The organism is Nocardia brasiliensis (genome assembly GCF_011801125.1).
GTDB classification, from domain to species: Bacteria; Actinomycetota; Actinomycetes; order Mycobacteriales; family Mycobacteriaceae; genus Nocardia; species Nocardia brasiliensis_C.
In genome coordinates this window covers 2,674,208-2,691,278 of sequence record NZ_CP046171.1, presented here as the reverse complement: position 1 = coordinate 2,691,278, position 17,071 = coordinate 2,674,208, and the positions used below count along the sequence as shown (strand labels likewise).

Below are 17,071 nucleotides of genomic sequence, written 5' to 3'. Positions count from 1 at the left end.
CTATTGCCTGTGCTGTTACTGAACGGCGTATAGAAATTGAACAGTGATGACATTTCACCCGCCTCCTGACCGAGGTGCTGGGCACCGAACTTGTCGTACCCCTAGGGGAGAATAGGTCTCAGGTCGGACGTCGATCGGGTTGCTGCGAAAGGTAATTGGCAACTCGAACGAGGAGGCGCAATGCCCGATGTCCCAGCTTCGACACCCGACCCGCGCGACCCGAGGCAGGTCGATCTCGAGCGGCTGGTGGAGCTGGCGGTGGAGATCGAGCGGCATCGGTATCTGCTGCGCGCCGCGGCCGAGGACTATCGGTGGCGGGTGGCGCAGCGGGTGGCGTGGATGGAACCGGACGATCAGGCGATGCGGCGCGCACACGCCGAACGGCTGATCGAGGCGATGATGATCGACCCGGTCCACCACGCCACCCTCGATCTCGACGCCTACCGCGCGGTGCGCGACGGTGCGCCGCTCGAGTTCGACCTCGAGCGACGCACCTACGTGCTGCGCCGCCCGGGCCGAGACCCATTGGCGGTCCGACCGGGCTTGCCCGAGCACCGGCTCGGCGTGATCGCCCGGTTGGCCGGAATGGGCCTACGCCTGGAGCAGATCCAGGTCGTCGCGCTCACCACGGCCCAACCCGGCACCCGCACCACCCGCCCCGAGGCCCCGCCAGAGGTCACCAGGGGCGGCACTACGAAGTCCTCCCGACGCCATCGATCGCAACGAATGCACCACGCGGACAGCTGAATCCGCCCCCGCCGCGGATCCGTGACGACCCCGTGCCGCATCGGAGGACGACACCTCGGCGGCGTGCGCGACGGAACGCACGCCGAGGCCCCGTCTCATACGTCCGGCCGGATGCCTCCGCGGTTCAGCTCGCCCCCGGGCAAGGCGGAGCAGGAGCCGATATCGGAGTTGTTTCGGCGACGGCGACAACACCGCCAGACGGCGAGCTGGACCGTGGAGGCACCGGATGGGACAGGGCCTAGCGGGTGACGATGCGGGCGCCGGAGACGGGATCGCGCGCGCCGTCGATGAGCACTACCCCGGCAACCCGCGACGTAGCGGCAAACCTGAGAGTCCCTTGCTTCCACTCCCTTCATGTTCGTATGCTGGCCCGAAGAATCTGATAGTGACTATCAGGTAGCGAACCCTGGAGGGGCGATGGCGCGAACGACCATCCTCGAGCGGCCGGAACCGCCGCGGGCGGCGCAGCGCTGGGGTGCCGCTGGTCGGTGGGGCATGGCGATGGCCGAGCATCGGCGGATCGTGCTCGCCGTCTGGGTATTGCTGGTCATCGCCTGTGGCGCGACCTATCCCGCGCTGCACGCGCGCCTCGGCACCCCCGACTACTCGGTCCCCGGTTCGGATTCCGTCGCGGCGAGCCGGCTGGTCGCCGCGCACTTCGCCCAGTTCGGGACCGAACAGGATCTGATTGTCTTCCGTTCCGACACCGCGACGGTCGATACACCGGAGTTCCGTGCGACGATCGATCGCGCCCTGGCCGCCGTCCGCGCGACCGCGGGGGTGACCGGTGCGGTCGGTCCGTTCGACGGCAACCCCGCGCAGATCGCGCCGGATCGACACACCGCCTTCGCGGTCGTCGGCCTCGACGGCGACATCTCCCATCGGGTGACGCTCGTCCGGGAGTTGCGCGACACGCTCGCCGGCGCTTCCGAGGCGAGCGCGCAAGCGGCGCTCACCGGCTACGCGCCGATCCAGGCGGATCTGATGGAGATCGAAACGACCGATCTGCAACGCGGCGAGGCCCTCGGCGTCCCCATCGCGGCGGTGCTGCTGGTGCTGGCACTCGGCGCGGTGACCGCCGCGGCACTGCCCATCAGCGTCACTGCGGCCGGTATCGCCGTCGCCGTCGGCGCGCTGTTCGGCTTGACCACCTTCCTCGCCTTCGACTCGCTGGTGCTCTCGGTCGCGACGATGATCGCCACCGGCACCGCGATCGACTACGGGATGTTCATCGTCAGCCGATTCAACGAGGAGTTGACCCGGCGCGGGGTCCGGAATCGGCAGGAGCACACCGCCATCGCGCAGGCCGTCGGCGCGGCCATGGACACCACCGGCCGGACGGTGCTCGCCTCCGGACTCATCGTGATGATCTCGCTGTGCTCGCTGGTCGTGGTCGGTCTGCCGATGCTCAACGGGGTCGCCATCGGCGTGGTCACCGCGGTGATCGCGACGATGACTGCGGCGTTCACCCTGCTGCCCGCCCTGCTCGCGCTGTTCGGTCCCGCGATCAATCGCGGCGCGCTGCCCGAGCGACTGCGACCCGCCGAGGTGCGCGCGACGACGGCGTCGAACGGCTGGGCCCGGTGGGCCCGCATCGTGATGGCGCGGCCAGTGCTGTTCGGCGCGGTCGGTGTCGCGCTGCTGCTGGTCGCCGCCACCCCGCTGACCGGCCTGCGCTACGGCGTCGACGTCGGCCTCGGTTCGCTCACCGATCGTGCGTCGGGCCAAGGGCTCGTCCTGGTCAAGCAGAATTTCACGCCGGGCCTGGTGTCGCCGATCGAGGTGGTCGCGACCGGCGCCGACGACACCCCGCTGAGTGCCGACGCCCGTGCCGAGGCGGACCGGCTCTTCGGCAGTCTCTCCCATGACCCGCGGATCGCGGCCGTGCTGCCACAGTTCGCGCAGGGCAGGATGTTCGCGGCGATCGTGCCCAAGGCCTCCTTCGAATCCACCGAGGCCGCGGACCTGGTGACCGATATCCGTTCCCGTGCAGCGGCTCTGGATCATGCCGAGGTGTGGGTCGGCGGCACGTCCGCGTTGTTCGTCGACGTGTCGCAGCGGATCACGCAGCGATTCCCGTGGGTGATCGCACTGGTGCTCGCGATCTCGCTCGGCTTCCTGGTCGTCGCGTTCCGCAGCATCGTGCTCGCGCTCAAGGCGATCGCGATGAACCTGCTCGCCACCGGCGCGGCCCTCGGCATCACCGTCGCGGTGTTCCAGCACGGCGTCGGCTCGGGCCTGCTCGGCTTCCAGAGCACCGGGTTCTTGCAGATCTATCTGCCGATGCTGGTGTTCGCGGTGCTGTTCGGTCTGTCGATGGACTACGAGGTGTTCCTCATCCGCCGGATGAAGGAGCACTGGGATGCGCACGGGGACAACGCCGCTGCCGTCGCCGACGGTTTGCAACGCACGGCGCGGCCGATCACTGCGGCGGCCGCCATCATGGTCGCGGTGTTCGCCAGCTTCGTGACCGCGGACGTGCTGGAGTTGAAGCAGATCGGCTTCGCGCTCGCGGTGGCCATCGCGATCGACGCGGTGCTGGTGCGGCTGGTGCTGGTGCCGGCGTTCATGCGGTTGTTCGGACGCTGGAATTGGTGGCTGCCGCAACGGAAGTCGCGCACCACCCGGGTGACTATCGGAACATCGCCTCGATCTGATCGATGATCGATCCCATGGCGGCGGTGTAGACGTCCTTGAGTCGCCCGGCGAAACCTGTTCCGGCCCAATGGTCGAGGGCGGCCACGCACCCCCAGACTGCGGAGGCCGCGGCCATCCGCACGCGAAGTTCGTTGGGGTCGAAGCCCGTTCGTTCGGCGAACAGCGCGCGACACTCGTCCTCTAGCTCCCGCATCTGCTTGAGCTGGCCGACCCTGATCTCCGGCACCGTCGCGATGTAGCGCAGGCGCTGGCGGATCCGGCGCTCGGACTCCTCGGACAGCAGCGACTCGATCAGCACGGGAATCAGCAGGCGGCCCACCGCGATCAGGTCGGCGGGGGCGACGGTCTGTGCGCCGCCCGCGGTCCGGACCGCCTCGAGCACTTTCGGGTCCGCCTCGTCGTAGAGGACGAGCATCTCCTTGGTGCCGAAGTAGCGGTAGACCGAACTCGGCGACACCCGCGCCGCGGCGGCGACCCGTTCGATCGTCACGTTCCGGTACCCGTGCTCCTCGAACAGGTCGAGGGCGACCCGCTGGATTCGGCCCATCGCCTCGATCTTCCTGCGTTCCCAGGAGGTCGAGGAGAGCTCGGCAATGACATCTGACATCACCGTCAACGATACCGGCCGCCCCGGCACGGCACGGCATTGCGCGCCTGGCCGCGCCCGCGATCACCTGCGAAAAGGGCGAAGGCCCCGATCCGGATGGATCGGGGCCTTCGTCGGTGTGCGTCTATCAGGCGTTGCCGGAGAGCTTCTCCCGCAGTGCCGCCAGCTGCGCGTCGCTGGCCAGCGAACCGCCGGCCGACTCGGAGGAGCTGGAGGAGGAGGACGCCTGCGAACCGCTCTCGGAGGAGTAGTTCGAGGAGCCGCCGCCGTTCGCGGCCTCGGCCGCGGCGTCGGCCGCCATCTTCTCCATCTGCGCGGTGTGCATCTTGTGGCGACGCTCCGCCTCGGCGTAGCGGCCTTCCCACTCTTCGCGCTGCTTGTCGAAGCCCTCGAGCCACTCGTTGGTGTCGGGGTCGAAGCCCTCGGGGAAGATGTAGTTGCCCTGCTCGTCGTAGCTGTCGGCCATGCCGTACTTCGACGGGTCGAACTCGGCGTGGTAGTCCTCGTTCGCCTGCTTCAGCGACAGCGAGATCCGGCGCCGCTCCAGGTCGATGTCGATGACCTTGACCATCGCGTCGTCGCCGACCGCGACCACCTGGTCCGGGACCTCCACGTGGCGCTCGGCCAGCTCGGAGATGTGCACCAGCCCCTCGATGCCCTCTTCGACGCGCACGAACGCACCGAACGGAACCAGCTTGGTGACCTTGCCCGGCACGATCTGGCCGATCGCGTGGGTGCGGGCGAACTGACGCCACGGGTCTTCCTGGGTCGCCTTGAGCGAGAGCGAGACCCGCTCGCGATCCAGATCCACGTCGAGCACCTCGACGGTGACCTCGGTGCCGACCTCGACAACCTCGGACGGGTGGTCGATGTGCTTCCAGGACAGCTCGGAGACGTGCACCAGACCGTCGACGCCACCCAGGTCCACGAAGGCGCCGAAGTTGACGATCGAGGAGACCACACCCTTGCGGACCTGGCCCTTCTGCAGCTGGTGCAGGAACTCGCTGCGCACCTCGGACTGGGTCTGCTCCAGCCAGGCGCGACGGGACAGAACCACGTTGTTGCGGTTCTTGTCCAGCTCGATGATCTTGGCCTCGATCTCCTTGCCGACGTAGGGCTGGAGGTCGCGGACACGACGCATCTCGACGAGCGAGGCGGGCAGGAAGCCGCGCAGGCCGATGTCGAGGATCAGGCCGCCCTTGACGACCTCGATGACGGTGCCCTTGACGGCCTCGTCCTTCTCCTTGAGCTCCTCGATCGTGCCCCACGCGCGCTCGTACTGCGCCCGCTTCTTCGACAGGATCAGGCGGCCTTCCTTGTCCTCCTTGGTGAGAACAAGAGCCTCGACCTCATCGCCCACGGAAACGACCTCGTTCGGGTCGACATCGTGCTTGATGGAGAGTTCGCGGGAAGGGATGACGCCTTCGGTCTTGTAACCGATGTCGAGCAGGACCTCGTCGCGGTCGACCTTGACGATGGTTCCTTCGACGATGTCGCCGTCGTTGAAGTACTTGATCGTGGCGTCGATGGCGGCGAGGAAATCCTCGGCGGAGCCGATGTCGTTGACGGCTACCTGCGGCGAGGTGACGGTGGTGGGCATATGTCGGTTTGCTCCGGACGGATTGTGGTCGGTTGCGGACATTGGAACTTTCGGTACGCTGGCGAATTCACCGCGGTGAAGTGAAGACGGACACAAGGAACGTACCGCACGTAACGCACGTGAAACTCAGCACGGGTGGTTGACTCCGGTACGGCTGTACAGAAGGCACTCGCGCGTTCAGCGTACGCGACCTTGGTCCAGGCGGGCAAACCGGTCCGGGCGCCACGCCGTGACGTCGGTGCTCGCGACCGAGCGCAGCAAGCGGGCGGCTATATATACCCGCGCGTTCGGCGGTCCACGAACCGGGCACCGCGCACCGTGTCGATAAGCTGACGCCCGTGCCGGAAGATCGCCACGCAGAGGCAAACACACTGCTCGGGACCACTGGGACGACGCGAACCCGGATCGGCTCCGCCGCCAGCCAGCAGGCCAGCCGCCGCTGGTGGGACGCGGACGCGGGCCAGTATCACCAGACGCACGCCGAGTTCCTCGGCGTCGATTCCCCAGACGGCGAATTCGTCTGGTGCCCGGAGGGCCTGCACGAGGGCGATATGCACTTCCTCGGCGAGGTCGCGGGCAAGCGGATCCTGGAGATCGGCTGCGGTTCGGCGCCGTGCTCGCGCTGGCTGGCCGGACAGGGCGCGCACCCGGTCGGGCTGGATCTGTCGATGGGCATGCTGAGCCGCGGGCTCGCGGCGATGCGCCGCGGCGGACCGCAGGTGCCGCTGGTGCAGGCCGGCGCTGAGACGCTGCCGTTCGCCGACGCGAGCTTCGACCTGGCCTGCTCGGCGTTCGGCGCGATCCCGTTCGTCGCCGATTCCGCACGGGTGATGCGCGAGGTCGCGCGGGTGCTGCGGCCCGGCGGGCGCTGGGTGTTCTCGGTGAATCATCCGATGCGCTGGATCTTTCCCGACGATCCAGGCCCGGCCGGTCTCACCGCCGCCATCCCCTACTTCGATCGCACCCCGTACGTCGAGGTGGACGGCGAGGGCGAGCCGACCTACGTCGAACACCACCGCACCATCGGCGACCGCGTCCGCGAGATCGTGTCGGCGGGCCTGCTGCTGGTGGACATCATCGAGCCGGACTGGCCCGAATGGCTGGACCGCGAGTGGGGCCAGTGGAGCCCGCTGCGCGGGGAGATCTTCCCCGGCACCGCGATCTTCATCGCGCAGAAGCCCGCCTAGACCGTCGACCCCGGACGGGTCAGCGCGGCGGACCGGGAAACGGCGGCAGCGCCGCGAACGCGGGATCGACCTTGGCGGTGGGCACGGTGCTGGTGACCCAGCGACGGGCGCGACTCACCGGATGGCTGGGAAACTGTTCGTCCCACCGCGCTTCGTCGGCGATGTTGTAGGGCAGCCTGCCGCGCAGACCGGGCGCGTACGGGTGCGGCGGGAACATCTGCTGCGGACCGAGTTGGGCCATCAGGGCGGCCTCGCGCAGACCGGTGGTCCCGGCCTCGGGGCACAGGATCTGGAACACCGCGCTGCACCGGTCTTTCGGCACCACGATCGAGGCGGCGAAGACCAACCCGTGGTCGCGGTTCGGCAGCGGCAGCTTCTCGATCCGCAGCAGGGCGGGCAATTTGTCGACCCAGATGACGAAAGCCTCGACCAGGCAACCCGATTCGGCCGAGCTCTCCGCGAGCCGGGTACGGAGGGTGTCGAGGTCTTCCAGCGGAGCGGGCAGGTCGGGCACCAGATCGTGGTAGGTCAGCGTGACGATGTCGCCGGTGCTGCGATCCCCCCAGGTGTTGGTGTCCATCTGTTGAAGTCCGCTGATATCGAACGAGATTGGCACCCGCCCACCGTAGCGGCGAACACGGCACGGCCGCACACCGAATGTCGCGGTGTGCGGCCGGGTGCCCCTATTTCGGTTTGCGGCCCGCCTGCTCGAGGGCCAGCCGCAGCGCGTATTCGATCTGGGCGTTGACGCTGCGCAGATCGTCGGCGGCCCACTTGGCGATGGCCTCATGGATGCCGGGATCAAGGCGTAGCAGTAGCTTCTTGCGCTCAGCCATGGGCTTCGGCGCTCAGCTGTAGAGCGAGCCGGTGTTCACGACGGGCTGGGTCGCTCGGTCACCGCAGAGCACCACCAGCAGGTTCGACACCATCGCGGCGCGGCGTTCCTCGTCGAGTTCCACCACGCCCTGCTCGGTGAGCCGGTCGAGCGCGAGGCCGACCATGCCGACCGCGCCCTCGACGATATGCGTACGCGCGGCGACCACCTGGGCGGCCTGCTGACGGACCAGCATCGCCTGGGCGATCTCCGGCGCGTACGCGAGGTGGGTGATGCGAGCCTCGAGCACCTCGATGCCGGCCAACTCGGTGCGGTCGCGCAGCTCGACGGTGAGCTCCTCAGCCACCTCGCCGCCGTCGCGCAGGCTGGTGCGGGTGTTGTCGTGCGAGTCGTACGGGTGCGTGGTGGCCAGGTGGCGCACCGCGGCCTCGGACTGGGTCTGCACGTACTCCTCGTAGTCGTCGACCGAGAAGGCGGCCTTGAAGCTGTCCACCACCCGATACACCACGACGGCGGCGATCTCGACCGGGTTGCCGTCGGCGTCATTGACCTTGAGCTTCTGCGTCTCGAAGTTGCGCACCCGCAACGAGATCCGCTTGCGGTCGGTCAGCGGGACCACCGAGAAGAAGCCCGGCTCGCTCACCGAGCCGATGTAGCGGCCGAAGAACTGGACCACCTGGGCCTCGTTCGGATTGACGATGGTCAACCCGGTCGCCCCCAGCAGCAGCACGAGCACCAGGAAGCTCGCGACGATCGCGCCGACCAGGGCGAGCACGTTCTGATCACGCGCCATCGCGACAAATCCCAGCGCCGCGCCGCCGCCGAGCAACAGGGTGAGCACCAGCCAGGCGACCAATACCAGGAATCCGTTGACGTGTAACGCGGGACGAAGCTTCATGACATCCTCCAACTATCAAAGTGATATCACTAAGATAGCAGACGACTCGGCCTGCGTCGTACGACGGTCAGCGCCGGGCGGGTCGGATATTGCGGTTGAACCGGAACATGTTGCGCGGGTCGTACTTTCCCTTCAGCTCGGCGAGCCGGGCGTAGGTGCCCTCGACATAGCCGCCGCGGGTCTGCGCCTCATCGGCGTCGGCACCGGCGCCATAGAGGAAGTTGAGGCTGTGACCGAGCGTCCACGGCGCCAGCGCCGCGCGGATCGCGGCGTGACTCTCCGGCGCGGCACCCGCGGTCCCTGCGTCGGTGATGACCCGCATCACGTAGGCGGCCTCGCGATGGTCCACCGCGATCTCGGTGCGCGGCTTCGACAGCGCGCCGCCGAGCTGACGTATATCGATGACCGCACCGGCGTCGGAATCCGGCCCGGCGACGGCGAGCAAGGCGGACAACGTTTCTCCGGTGAGCTCACCCAGCAGCGCATTGGTGGCGGCATAGGCGTGCGGGTGGTCGGGATCGCTGTGGACGGTGTGCGAGTCGGTGTACGGCATGGCGCGCAGGTCGTCCTTCAGCCGCTCACCCACCGCGCGCAGCGGGGCGACCAGGCGCTCACCGTCGGCCGCGGTGCCGTGATAGGCGATCCGGAACGACGCGACGAACCGTCCACGCAGCGGGGCGGGCACCTGCGGGATATCCGGGAACCGCAGCATGGCCACGGTCGAGGTCAGCTCGTCGGGCACGGTCGCGGTCCAGTCCCGCCAGACCTCCAATGCCCGTGCCACCAACGGGGTGTCGAACATCAGTTGACCGCCGTACACCTCGGTGATCGGCAGCAGGCTCAGCTCGAGCGCGGTGACCACGCCGAAATTACCGCCGCTGCCGAGCACGGCCCCGAACAATTCGTCACCGGGCAGCACCCGGCGCACCCGCCCGTCGGCGGTGACCAGCTCGAGCGCGCTGACATATTCGGCCGCGTAACCGAATTCCCTTGCCAGTAGGCCGATTCCGCCGCCCAGCAGATAGCCGACCACGCCGACCGACGGCGACGAACCGTTCAGCGGCGCGAGACCGTGCGCGGCGGCCGCCGCGACGAGCGCGCCCGCCCGCACCCCCGCCTCGACCCGCGCAGTGCGGGTTTCGGCATCGATCTCGATGGCGGTCATCCGACGAGTGCTGATCAGCACGCCGCCGTCCGCGGCGACGGACAGGCCGTGACCGGTGGCCTGCACCGCGACCGGCAACGCGTGCCGCGCGGCGTATTCGACCGCGGCGCGCACGTCTTCGGCATGCCGAGCGCCGACAACCAGTGCGGGCCGGTGCTGGTAGGCGGTCTGGAAGCCCGCGATCTCCTCGTCGTAGCCGGCGTCACCGGGACGAAAGACAGGGCCGGTGAAGGTGTCGGTGATGTTCTCTGCGTTGCGCTCCATGACTTCGACCCTGCCCGGCGCGCAATGATAAGTACAACAGATAGATCTTCTATTAACTAGAATCAGTGCTTATGGAACTGCGGCAGCTCCGCTACTTTGTCACCGTGGTCGAGGAGGCCAACTTCACCCGCGCCGCCGCCCGCCTGCACCTCGCCCAGCCGGGGCTGAGCGCACAGATCCGGCAGCTGGAGCGCGAACTCGGCCAGCAGCTGCTCGATCGCGGCGCCCGCACGGTGACGCCCACCGAGGTGGGTGCGGCGGTGCTGATCCATGCGCGCGCGGCCCTCGCCGCGGCCGAGCGGATCGGCGCCACGGTGGACGAGTTCACCGGCCTGCTGCGCGGTCAGGTGCGGGTCGGGCTGATCTCCGGTGCGGCCACCGAGGAGTTCGACGTGGCCGGCGTGCTCGCGGATTTCCACGACGACCATCCACAGGTCGCCATCAGCCTCACCGAAGACACCTCCGAGCGCATGCTCGCCGCCCTCGGGCGCGGCGACCTGGACCTGGCGTTGATCGGATTGACCGGCGCGCCACTGGATTCCGGCATCGGCGTCGATGTCGTCCTGGAGACCGCGGTGGTGGCCGCCGTCGCGGCGACCGATCGCACGCACGGCGCCGAGATCGCCCTCGACGCGCTGCGCGAACAACGACTGATCTGCCTGCCGCCCGGCACGGGACTCCGCGGTGTGTTCGAGCTCTCCTGCGCCGCAGCGGGTTTCACACCGAATATCGCCTTCGAGGCCGCCGCTCCCCCACTGCTGCTGCAACTGGCCGCGCGCGGTCTCGGCATCGCGGTCGTCCCCGACCTCGCCCCCGCGGAGGCGGCCGCGTTCGGGGTCCGGGTGGTGCGGATCGTGCGGCCGGAACTGCACGGTAGGCTCGCACTGGTCTGGCGGGCCGACCGACCGGCGGCACCGGCCGCCAAGGTGCTGCTCGGCCAGTTACGGATCGCGTTGGGCGCCGAGACGGCACCTACGATTTAAGCCACTCGGCCCAGTTCTGTGCTCCCGCACCCGAATACGGGCGCGGGAGCAGCCGGGGCTCAGAGCAGCCGGGACAGGAACGCCTTGGTACGTTCGTGTTTCGGGTTCGCGAGCAGCTCGCGCGGCGCGCCGGACTCGACGATCACGCCGCCGTCCATGAACACGAGCTTGTCGGCCACCTCACGGGCGAAACCCATTTCGTGGGTGACCACGACCATGGTCATGCCCGACTCGGCGAGCTCGCGCATGACCGTGAGCACCTCACCGACCAGTTCCGGATCCAGCGCGGAGGTCGGCTCGTCGAACAGCATCAGCTTCGGATCCATGGCCAGCGCGCGGGCGATGGCCACCCGCTGCTGCTGCCCACCGGACAGCTGCGCCGGATAGGCATTCGCCTTCTCCGCCAAGCCGACTCGAGCGAGCAGCTCCTTCGCCTTGGCGATGGCGTCGGCCTTGCGAATCTTCTTGACCTGGGTCGGCGCCTCGATCACGTTGTCCAGCACCGTGCGGTGCGGAAACAGATTGAAATGCTGGAACACCATGCCGATTTCGCGCCGCTGCCGGGCCGCCTCGCGCGGGTGCAGCTCGTAGAGCTTGCCGTTCTTCTCCTGGTAGCCGACGAGTTCGCCGTCCACGTAGAGCCGTCCGGCGTTGACCTGCTCGAGGTGGTTGATGCAGCGCAGAAAGGTGGACTTGCCCGAGCCGGACGGCCCGATGACACACAGCACCTCGCCGCGGCCGATCTCCAGCGAGACACCCTTGAGCACCTGCAACGCGCCGAAGTTCTTGCAGACCCGGTCGGCGACGATCATGGGGAGTCGAGCGGTCTGCTCGACGTCGACGCTGCTCATTTCGCCTTCACAATCGTCTGGGCGTCGGCCAGCTCCTGCAGCTGCTTACCGGTGAGCTGCCGCGACAGGCCGCGCGAGTAGTAGCGCTCGAGGTAGAACTGGCCGACCATCAGCACGCTGGTGATCGCGAGATACCAGGTCGCAATGACCAGCAGCAGCGGGACCGGCTGGAAGTTCACCGCGGAGATATCGCGGGCCCGACCGTAGAGGTCGGTGGTCAGCGGCAGCGCCGCGACCAGTGACGTGGTCTTCAGCATGCCGATGAGCTCATTGCCGGTCGGCGGGATGATCACCCGCATGGCCTGTGGCAGCACCGTCCTGCGCATGGTCATGCCCCAGGACATGCCGAGCGCGGTGGATGCCTCGCGCTGCCCCTCGCCCACGGAATTGATTCCGGCACGGACGATCTCGGCCATGTAGGCGGCCTCATTGAGACCCAGGCCGATCACCGCGAAGGTGAAGGCGGCTTGCAGATTCTGCACGTCCAGCTCGAACAGGTGCGGACCCCACGGGACGCCGAGCACGATGGTCTTGTACAGCGAGGGGAAAAGGCCCCAGAACACCAACTGGACATAGACGGGGGTGCCACGGAAGATCCAGAGATACACCCAGGCAGCTGAATTCAGCACCGGGTTCGGCGAGAGTCGCATCACCGCCAGCACCGTGCCGAGCGTGACGGCGAGCGCCATGGACAGCACCGTCAGTTCGAGGGTGACCACCGCGCCCGCGACCACCCTGCTGTCGAACAGGTATTTCGCGTAGGTGCTCCACTGATAGGCCGGGTTGGTCGCGGCACCGTAGACGAACAGTCCGACAAGTACCAGGATGACCACGGCGGCGATCCACCGGCCGGGTCTGCGCAGCGGAACCGCTTTGATCGGCTCCGGCTCCTGGGATTGGGCTGCCGTGCCGGGCCCGGGGTCACCGGGCACCGGCTTGGTCTCGTGCGAAGTCATCGATCAGCTCACGGCACCGTTGATGACCGACTTGGCGATCGCGCCTTCCTCGACGCCCCACGCCTTCGCGATCTCCAGGTACTTTCCGTTGTCGATCAGGTGCTGCACGGCCTGCTGCAGGACGGGGGCCAGCGGCGAGCCCTTCGCGAACGCCCAGCCGTAGGGAGCGGAATCGAAAGCGGCGCCGGCTTTTTCGAGCTTGCCGTCGCTCTGCTTGATCGCGTACGCGGTGACCGGGGAGTCGGCCGACATCGCGTCGACCTGTCCGAGCACCAGGGCATTGGTGGCCGCGCTCTGATCCTCGAACGACTTCATGTCGATAGCGGGCTTGCCCTCGGCGACGCACTTGGCGCTCTTGGCGGGCACCTCTTCGGTGTGCTCGACAGTGGTGGCCTGTACCGCGACCCGCTTACCGCAGGCGTTGTTCGGGTCTATCGGCTTACCCTTCTGCTGGGCCCACTGGATGCCCGCGCTGAAGTAGGTGGTGAAGTCGACCTGCTGCTCACGTTCCTTGGAGTCGGTGATCGAGGACATGCCGAGGTCGTAGGTACCGGCTTGAATCGTGGGAATGATCTTCTCGAACGCGGACTCGAGGTACTCGGCCTTGACCCCGAGCGTGGCGGCGACAGCGTCCATCAGGTCGACGTCGAAGCCCACGATCTTGCCGCTGGGGTCCTTGTATTCGTTCGGCTGGTAGGGGATGTTCACGCCGACGATCAGCTTGCCGGACTGTTTGATCTTGTCGGGCAGCTGCGCGGCGATCGAGTCGACCTTCTCGATCCCCTGCACCTTCTCTACCGCGGGTCCGGAGTCTTCGGTATTACTACAGCCCGTCAGCACCAGTGCGCCGCCGGCGAGTACACACATCGCCTGCAGGGCGCGCCTGCCAACAACCGATCGAACAGACACAGCAGCCCTCCACATTTCGGATTCAAGAAACCCGGGTGTCACCACCCGTTGGCAATCTAAGCGACCGAGACGCTTCGTGCTGGACAGTAACGGAAGATTCATCCGTTCCGTGCTGAACACTCCGAGCTACAACACCACGACTACCGGCGGTGGACCCTAGCACAAACTTGTTCGGTGAACTCGCTCGTCGAGGCCAGTCCGCCCAGGTCGGCGGTGGCGATGCCGGCCTCGAAGGTGGCGGCGACGGCGCGTTCGACCCGCTCGGCGGCCTGGCTCAGCGCGGCGGTGTTGCGCCGGTCACCCTCGCGAGTTCCCAACCAGCGCAACAGCATTGCCGCCGACAGTTGCAACGCGGCGGGATTCGCGCGGTTGTGCCCGGCCAGTGTGGGGGCCGCGCCGTGCACCGCCTGCGCCATCGCGCGGGTGGCCGAGCAGTTCAGCGAGGCGGCCACACCGAGCGATCCGCTGAGCTCACCGGCCAGATCGGAGAGGATGTCGCCGAACAGATTCTCGGTGACCAGCACGTCGTAATCGGCCGCGGCGCGCACCAGATGCGCGGCCGTCGCGTCGACGTGTTCGTCGTCCACCTCAACGCCCGGATAGGCGTGCGCAATCTCATAGCAAACGTCACGGAACAAGCCCATGGTCATCGGGAGCACGTTCGCCTTGTGCACAATGGTCAGTCGCTTACGTCGCGTAGCGGCGAGCCGGAGTGCCTCGTGCGCAATTCGCTCACATGCTTGACGGGTCACCACGCCGACCGCCATGGCCACATCCTCGGTGGCGCGAAACTCCCCCGATCCGGCGAACATATTGCGATCGGCGTAGAAGCCCTCGCTGTTCTCCCGGACGATCACCAGGTCGATGGCGGGCGCGAGCGCGCGCACACCGGCGAAGGCCCGCGCGGGGCGGATGTTGGCGTACAGGCCGAACCGTTTCCGGATCGCGCCGCCCGGCGCGGCGCGGTGCTCGGCCGGATACGACGCGTTGTCGTGCGGACCGAGAATCCAGGCGTCGACCGCGTCGAGCGCGGCGAGGGTCGCTTCCGGCAGCGGGTTTCCGTACTCCTCGATCGCCCGATGCCCGATGAGCAGCGGCACCCACGCGATCGGCGTGCCGCCCGCCGCCGCCACGGCCTCGTCGACGACCAACCGGGCGGCTCGCACCACCTCCGGCCCGATGCCGTCACCGTCGATCAGTCCGAGCCGCACCGGCCCGTCGGTTCGATCCGTCACCGCCTCATCCTTACCTCGCCGGTCCGCGGCCCGCGCACCGGGCCACCACCGGACCCGGTGACCGCGCCGAACAACCCGGCCGGCACACGGGTGTGATTTCCCGCCGACGGACGTGGGTATCCGGCGAAAGGACGGCGATAAGGGGCGGGCGTCCGCACAGCCCATGGAAGATTAGAGCGACGGTCGGCGTTATAGCCGACATACCGAATGAGAGGACGTCATGGCCACCCAGACGCTGACCCAACAGAATTTCGATGAGGTAGTCACCGGAAACGACGTGGTACTCGTCGATTTCTGGGCTGAGTGGTGCGGCCCGTGCAAGAGCTTCGCGCCGACCTTCGAGGCCTCGTCGGAAAAGCACAGCGATGTCGTACACGGCAAGGTCGACACCGAGTCCGAGCAGGGGCTCGCGGCCGCCGCCAACATTCGCTCGATCCCGACCATCATGGCCTTCCGCGAGGGCGTGCTCGTGTTCGCACAGCCCGGCGCCCTGCCGCCCGCCGCACTCGAGGACCTGGTCACCCAGGTGAAGGCGCTCGACATGGACGAGGTGCGCAAGCAGCTCGCCGAGCAGCAGGCCGGCGCCGAGCAGTAATTCGCACGAACCGCTGACCGCACAAGGCCGTCCCTCCCAGCGGAGGGACGGCCTTGTCGCTGTCTACGGAAACTCAGTGACCGAGCAGGTTGACGCCCGCGATCATCGCGCGCACCGTCGACTCGGCGCCGTCATCGGCCAGGGCCGCGCCCCAGCCGCGCCTGCCGTTGCATTCGCACTGCACGAAGGTCGCGGTGCCCTCGGGGGTGCGGCGCTGATGGAACTGCAGGATCTCGACCGGGTAGCCCTCGTCGTAAAGGGCCGAGGTCATCGCCGCGACCGGGCTACCGGAGGCGATGACTGTGCGCAGGTGGTCGGTGAATTCCAGCGTGGCGGTGAATGCCGCGCCGCGGCTGCCCGCGGGCGACCAGTCGCCGAGCCGGATCGGCCCGCTGTGCTCGCAGTAGCGGTCGTGGAATTGCGCCGGGGTGAGGCCGATGCTTTCGGCGCGCAGCCCCCTGGGCGCGGCGGACTGGAACGTGTCTGTATCAAGGGTGAGGATGGTCATTGAAAGTTAGGTCTTCCCGATAAATGTCGTGGCTCAGTTGACAGAGGGGACCAGCAAGGAAAAGAAGTCTTCAGCCCGCAGCGAGGGGGCCGGTCCGAATCAGACCCCGCTACGGCGGGGTACTACGAGAAGTCGCCGCTGCGCCACCATCGCGGTAAGCGGAATTAGCACGGCGCTGTCGCGGTCTGCGACGTTGAGCGCTGCGCTGTGGCGGTCGGCGGGATTCGGCACGCGATCGAGGATAGGGACATCGCGGCGCGATCGCAACCATATTCGGCGCCCGTTTTGTCTACCAGCCAGTAGTGTTCACGCAGCTCAGGCGTGTTCCGCGCCGCCACGCCGGATATGCGGGGGCAACGCGACGCATGTCCGCCCGCGCGTCGCCCGATCGACACCTGACGCGGCGTGTCGCGTCGCGAGACTCGGCGCGGCGGGGCGGAAAACACGAAATCCGGGCCGATGGGCCCGGATCTCGTGAGGGTGTGGCGCGGATCAGTCGGCGATCACTTCGTTCAGCTTGCCCGTGGCGACGTCGAAGATGAAGCCGCGGATCGAGTCCTTGTGCACGACGAAGGGGCTCGCCTTGATGCGCGCGATCGATTGGCGCACATCGGTTTCCAGGTCACTGAACGCCTCGGCGGCCCATTCGGGCTTGATGCCGGTGTCCTGCAGGATCGACGCCCGGAACTCGTCGTCGGTGAAAGTCAGCATGCCGCAGTCGGTGTGGTGGATCAGGATGATCTCGCGGGTGCCGAGCAGCCGCTGACTGATCGCCAGCGAGCGGATCTCGTCGGCGGTGACGACGCCGCCCGCGTTCCGGATCACATGCGACTCGCCCTCCTGGATGCCCAGTGCGCCATAGACATTCAGCCTGGCGTCCATGCACGCGACCACCGCGACATGCTTGGCGGGCGGCAACGGCAGCGGTCCGGTGAAGGTGCTCGCGTAGACGGCGTTGTTCTGCAGATACTCGTCGGTCACAGTCATTGGGCGGTCCCCTGCGCTAGGTATGCGTGGCTGCTTATATATGGCGTGGCCCACGATAGGTACCCACACCGCGGAACGGACCGGTC

General features: G+C 67.7%; 17 protein-coding genes. 5 read left to right on the top strand and 12 right to left on the bottom strand.

Annotation, left to right across the window (positions count from 1 at the left end; all coding sequences use genetic code 11):
- Positions 1–180: 180 nt before the first annotated feature.
- Together F5X71_RS12245 and F5X71_RS12240 are read left to right on the top strand one after the other, a co-directional pair.
- Complete coding sequence (locus tag F5X71_RS12245; RefSeq protein WP_167462048.1) at positions 181–747, top strand: hypothetical protein; 567 nt, start codon at positions 181–183, stop codon at positions 745–747.
- Between the two features lie 417 nt (positions 748–1,164).
- The gene (locus F5X71_RS12240) at positions 1,165–3,411 is read left to right on the top strand and encodes an MMPL family transporter (RefSeq protein WP_167462047.1); all 2,247 of its coding nucleotides are present in this window, start codon (positions 1,165–1,167) and stop codon (positions 3,409–3,411) included.
- On the opposite strand, the gene F5X71_RS12235 is transcribed toward F5X71_RS12240, so the two are convergent.
- Both F5X71_RS12235 and rpsA read right to left on the bottom strand, forming a co-directional pair.
- The gene (locus tag F5X71_RS12235) at positions 3,380–4,012 is read right to left on the bottom strand and encodes a TetR/AcrR family transcriptional regulator (protein ID WP_167462046.1); all 633 of its coding nucleotides are present in this window, start codon (positions 4,010–4,012) and stop codon (positions 3,380–3,382) included. The two genes, F5X71_RS12240 and F5X71_RS12235, sit on opposite strands and share 32 nt — an antisense overlap.
- Before the next feature lie 127 nt (positions 4,013–4,139).
- The gene (rpsA, locus tag F5X71_RS12230; protein WP_014983385.1) at positions 4,140–5,612 is read right to left on the bottom strand and encodes a 30S ribosomal protein S1; all 1,473 of its coding nucleotides are present in this window, start codon (positions 5,610–5,612) and stop codon (positions 4,140–4,142) included.
- A gap of 338 nt (positions 5,613–5,950) precedes the next feature.
- On the opposite strand from rpsA, the gene F5X71_RS12225 reads away from it, so the two are divergent.
- A complete protein-coding gene (locus F5X71_RS12225; RefSeq protein ID WP_167462045.1) occupies positions 5,951–6,799 on the top strand; it encodes a class I SAM-dependent methyltransferase in 849 nt (282 codons plus the stop codon).
- A 19-nt stretch (positions 6,800–6,818) separates the two neighbouring features.
- Here F5X71_RS12225 and F5X71_RS12220 read toward each other — a convergent pair whose 3' ends face one another.
- The 4 genes from F5X71_RS12220 to F5X71_RS12205 form a co-directional block, all read right to left on the bottom strand.
- A complete protein-coding gene (locus F5X71_RS12220) occupies positions 6,819–7,415 on the bottom strand; it encodes a hypothetical protein (RefSeq protein WP_167462044.1) in 597 nt (198 codons plus the stop codon).
- 67 nt (positions 7,416–7,482) lie between these two features.
- Entirely contained in the window at positions 7,483–7,635 is a 153-nt protein-coding gene (locus F5X71_RS12215) for a hypothetical protein (RefSeq protein WP_014983382.1), read from the bottom strand.
- A 12-nt stretch (positions 7,636–7,647) separates the two neighbouring features.
- Positions 7,648–8,532, bottom strand: a complete 885-nt coding sequence (locus F5X71_RS12210; protein ID WP_167462043.1) for an SPFH domain-containing protein — start codon at positions 8,530–8,532, stop codon at positions 7,648–7,650.
- A gap of 67 nt (positions 8,533–8,599) precedes the next feature.
- Positions 8,600–9,961 (bottom strand): FAD-binding oxidoreductase, encoded by a 1,362-nt coding sequence (locus F5X71_RS12205; RefSeq protein WP_167462042.1) that lies wholly within the window; start codon positions 9,959–9,961, stop codon positions 8,600–8,602.
- Positions 9,962–10,032: 71 nt separating this feature from the next.
- Here F5X71_RS12205 and F5X71_RS12200 point away from each other — a divergent pair, with 71 nt between their 5' ends.
- The gene (locus F5X71_RS12200; protein WP_167462041.1) at positions 10,033–10,944 is read left to right on the top strand and encodes a LysR family transcriptional regulator; all 912 of its coding nucleotides are present in this window, start codon (positions 10,033–10,035) and stop codon (positions 10,942–10,944) included.
- Positions 10,945–11,003: 59 nt separating this feature from the next.
- On the opposite strand, the gene F5X71_RS12195 is transcribed toward F5X71_RS12200, so the two are convergent.
- The 4 genes from F5X71_RS12195 to F5X71_RS12180 form a co-directional block, all read right to left on the bottom strand.
- Positions 11,004–11,756: an amino acid ABC transporter ATP-binding protein gene (locus tag F5X71_RS12195; protein ID WP_167466416.1), complete on the bottom strand. Its 753-nt coding sequence runs from the start codon at positions 11,754–11,756 to the stop codon at positions 11,004–11,006.
- A gap of 35 nt (positions 11,757–11,791) precedes the next feature.
- On the bottom strand, positions 11,792–12,751 hold the full coding sequence (locus F5X71_RS12190) for an amino acid ABC transporter permease (RefSeq protein ID WP_167462040.1): 960 nt from the start codon (positions 12,749–12,751) through the stop codon (positions 11,792–11,794).
- Positions 12,752–12,754: 3 nt separating this feature from the next.
- Positions 12,755–13,618, bottom strand: coding sequence for an ABC transporter substrate-binding protein (locus F5X71_RS12185; protein ID WP_238815995.1), 864 nt, complete (start codon positions 13,616–13,618; stop codon positions 12,755–12,757).
- Positions 13,619–13,800: 182 nt separating this feature from the next.
- A complete protein-coding gene (locus tag F5X71_RS12180) occupies positions 13,801–14,895 on the bottom strand; it encodes an isocitrate/isopropylmalate dehydrogenase family protein (protein ID WP_167462038.1) in 1,095 nt (364 codons plus the stop codon).
- A gap of 220 nt (positions 14,896–15,115) precedes the next feature.
- Here F5X71_RS12180 and trxA point away from each other — a divergent pair, with 220 nt between their 5' ends.
- Positions 15,116–15,490: a thioredoxin gene (gene trxA / locus F5X71_RS12175; protein ID WP_167462037.1), complete on the top strand. Its 375-nt coding sequence runs from the start codon at positions 15,116–15,118 to the stop codon at positions 15,488–15,490.
- Positions 15,491–15,563: 73 nt separating this feature from the next.
- Here trxA and F5X71_RS12170 read toward each other — a convergent pair whose 3' ends face one another.
- Both F5X71_RS12170 and F5X71_RS12165 read right to left on the bottom strand, forming a co-directional pair.
- Complete coding sequence (locus tag F5X71_RS12170) at positions 15,564–15,998, bottom strand: 2-keto-3-deoxygluconate kinase (protein WP_167462036.1); 435 nt, start codon at positions 15,996–15,998, stop codon at positions 15,564–15,566.
- Between the two features lie 492 nt (positions 15,999–16,490).
- Positions 16,491–16,985 (bottom strand): beta-class carbonic anhydrase, encoded by a 495-nt coding sequence (locus tag F5X71_RS12165; protein WP_167462035.1) that lies wholly within the window; start codon positions 16,983–16,985, stop codon positions 16,491–16,493.
- Between the last annotated feature and the right edge of the window lie 86 nt (positions 16,986–17,071).

What these genes read in the sequence shown, in the direction of transcription:
- F5X71_RS12185 (WP_238815995.1), bottom strand. Translation starts at nt 13,618, where the DNA reads ATGTGTGTACTCGCCGGCGGCGCACTGGTGCTGACGGGCTGTAGTAAT.
- rpsA (WP_014983385.1), bottom strand. Translation starts at nt 5,612, where the DNA reads ATGCCCACCACCGTCACCTCGCCGCAGGTAGCCGTCAACGACATCGGC.
- F5X71_RS12210 (WP_167462043.1), bottom strand. Translation starts at nt 8,532, where the DNA reads ATGAAGCTTCGTCCCGCGTTACACGTCAACGGATTCCTGGTATTGGTC.
- F5X71_RS12205 (WP_167462042.1), bottom strand. Translation starts at nt 9,961, where the DNA reads ATGGAGCGCAACGCAGAGAACATCACCGACACCTTCACCGGCCCTGTC.
- F5X71_RS12240 (WP_167462047.1), top strand. Translation starts at nt 1,165, where the DNA reads ATGGCGCGAACGACCATCCTCGAGCGGCCGGAACCGCCGCGGGCGGCG.
- F5X71_RS12165 (WP_167462035.1), bottom strand. Translation starts at nt 16,985, where the DNA reads ATGACTGTGACCGACGAGTATCTGCAGAACAACGCCGTCTACGCGAGC.
- F5X71_RS12215 (WP_014983382.1), bottom strand. Translation starts at nt 7,635, where the DNA reads ATGGCTGAGCGCAAGAAGCTACTGCTACGCCTTGATCCCGGCATCCAT.
- F5X71_RS12190 (WP_167462040.1), bottom strand. Translation starts at nt 12,751, where the DNA reads ATGACTTCGCACGAGACCAAGCCGGTGCCCGGTGACCCCGGGCCCGGC.
- trxA (WP_167462037.1), top strand. Translation starts at nt 15,116, where the DNA reads ATGGCCACCCAGACGCTGACCCAACAGAATTTCGATGAGGTAGTCACC.
- F5X71_RS12245 (WP_167462048.1), top strand. Translation starts at nt 181, where the DNA reads ATGCCCGATGTCCCAGCTTCGACACCCGACCCGCGCGACCCGAGGCAG.
- F5X71_RS12235 (WP_167462046.1), bottom strand. Translation starts at nt 4,012, where the DNA reads ATGTCAGATGTCATTGCCGAGCTCTCCTCGACCTCCTGGGAACGCAGG.
- F5X71_RS12200 (WP_167462041.1), top strand. Translation starts at nt 10,033, where the DNA reads ATGGAACTGCGGCAGCTCCGCTACTTTGTCACCGTGGTCGAGGAGGCC.
- F5X71_RS12170 (WP_167462036.1), bottom strand. Translation starts at nt 15,998, where the DNA reads ATGACCATCCTCACCCTTGATACAGACACGTTCCAGTCCGCCGCGCCC.
- F5X71_RS12195 (WP_167466416.1), bottom strand. Translation starts at nt 11,756, where the DNA reads ATGATCGTCGCCGACCGGGTCTGCAAGAACTTCGGCGCGTTGCAGGTG.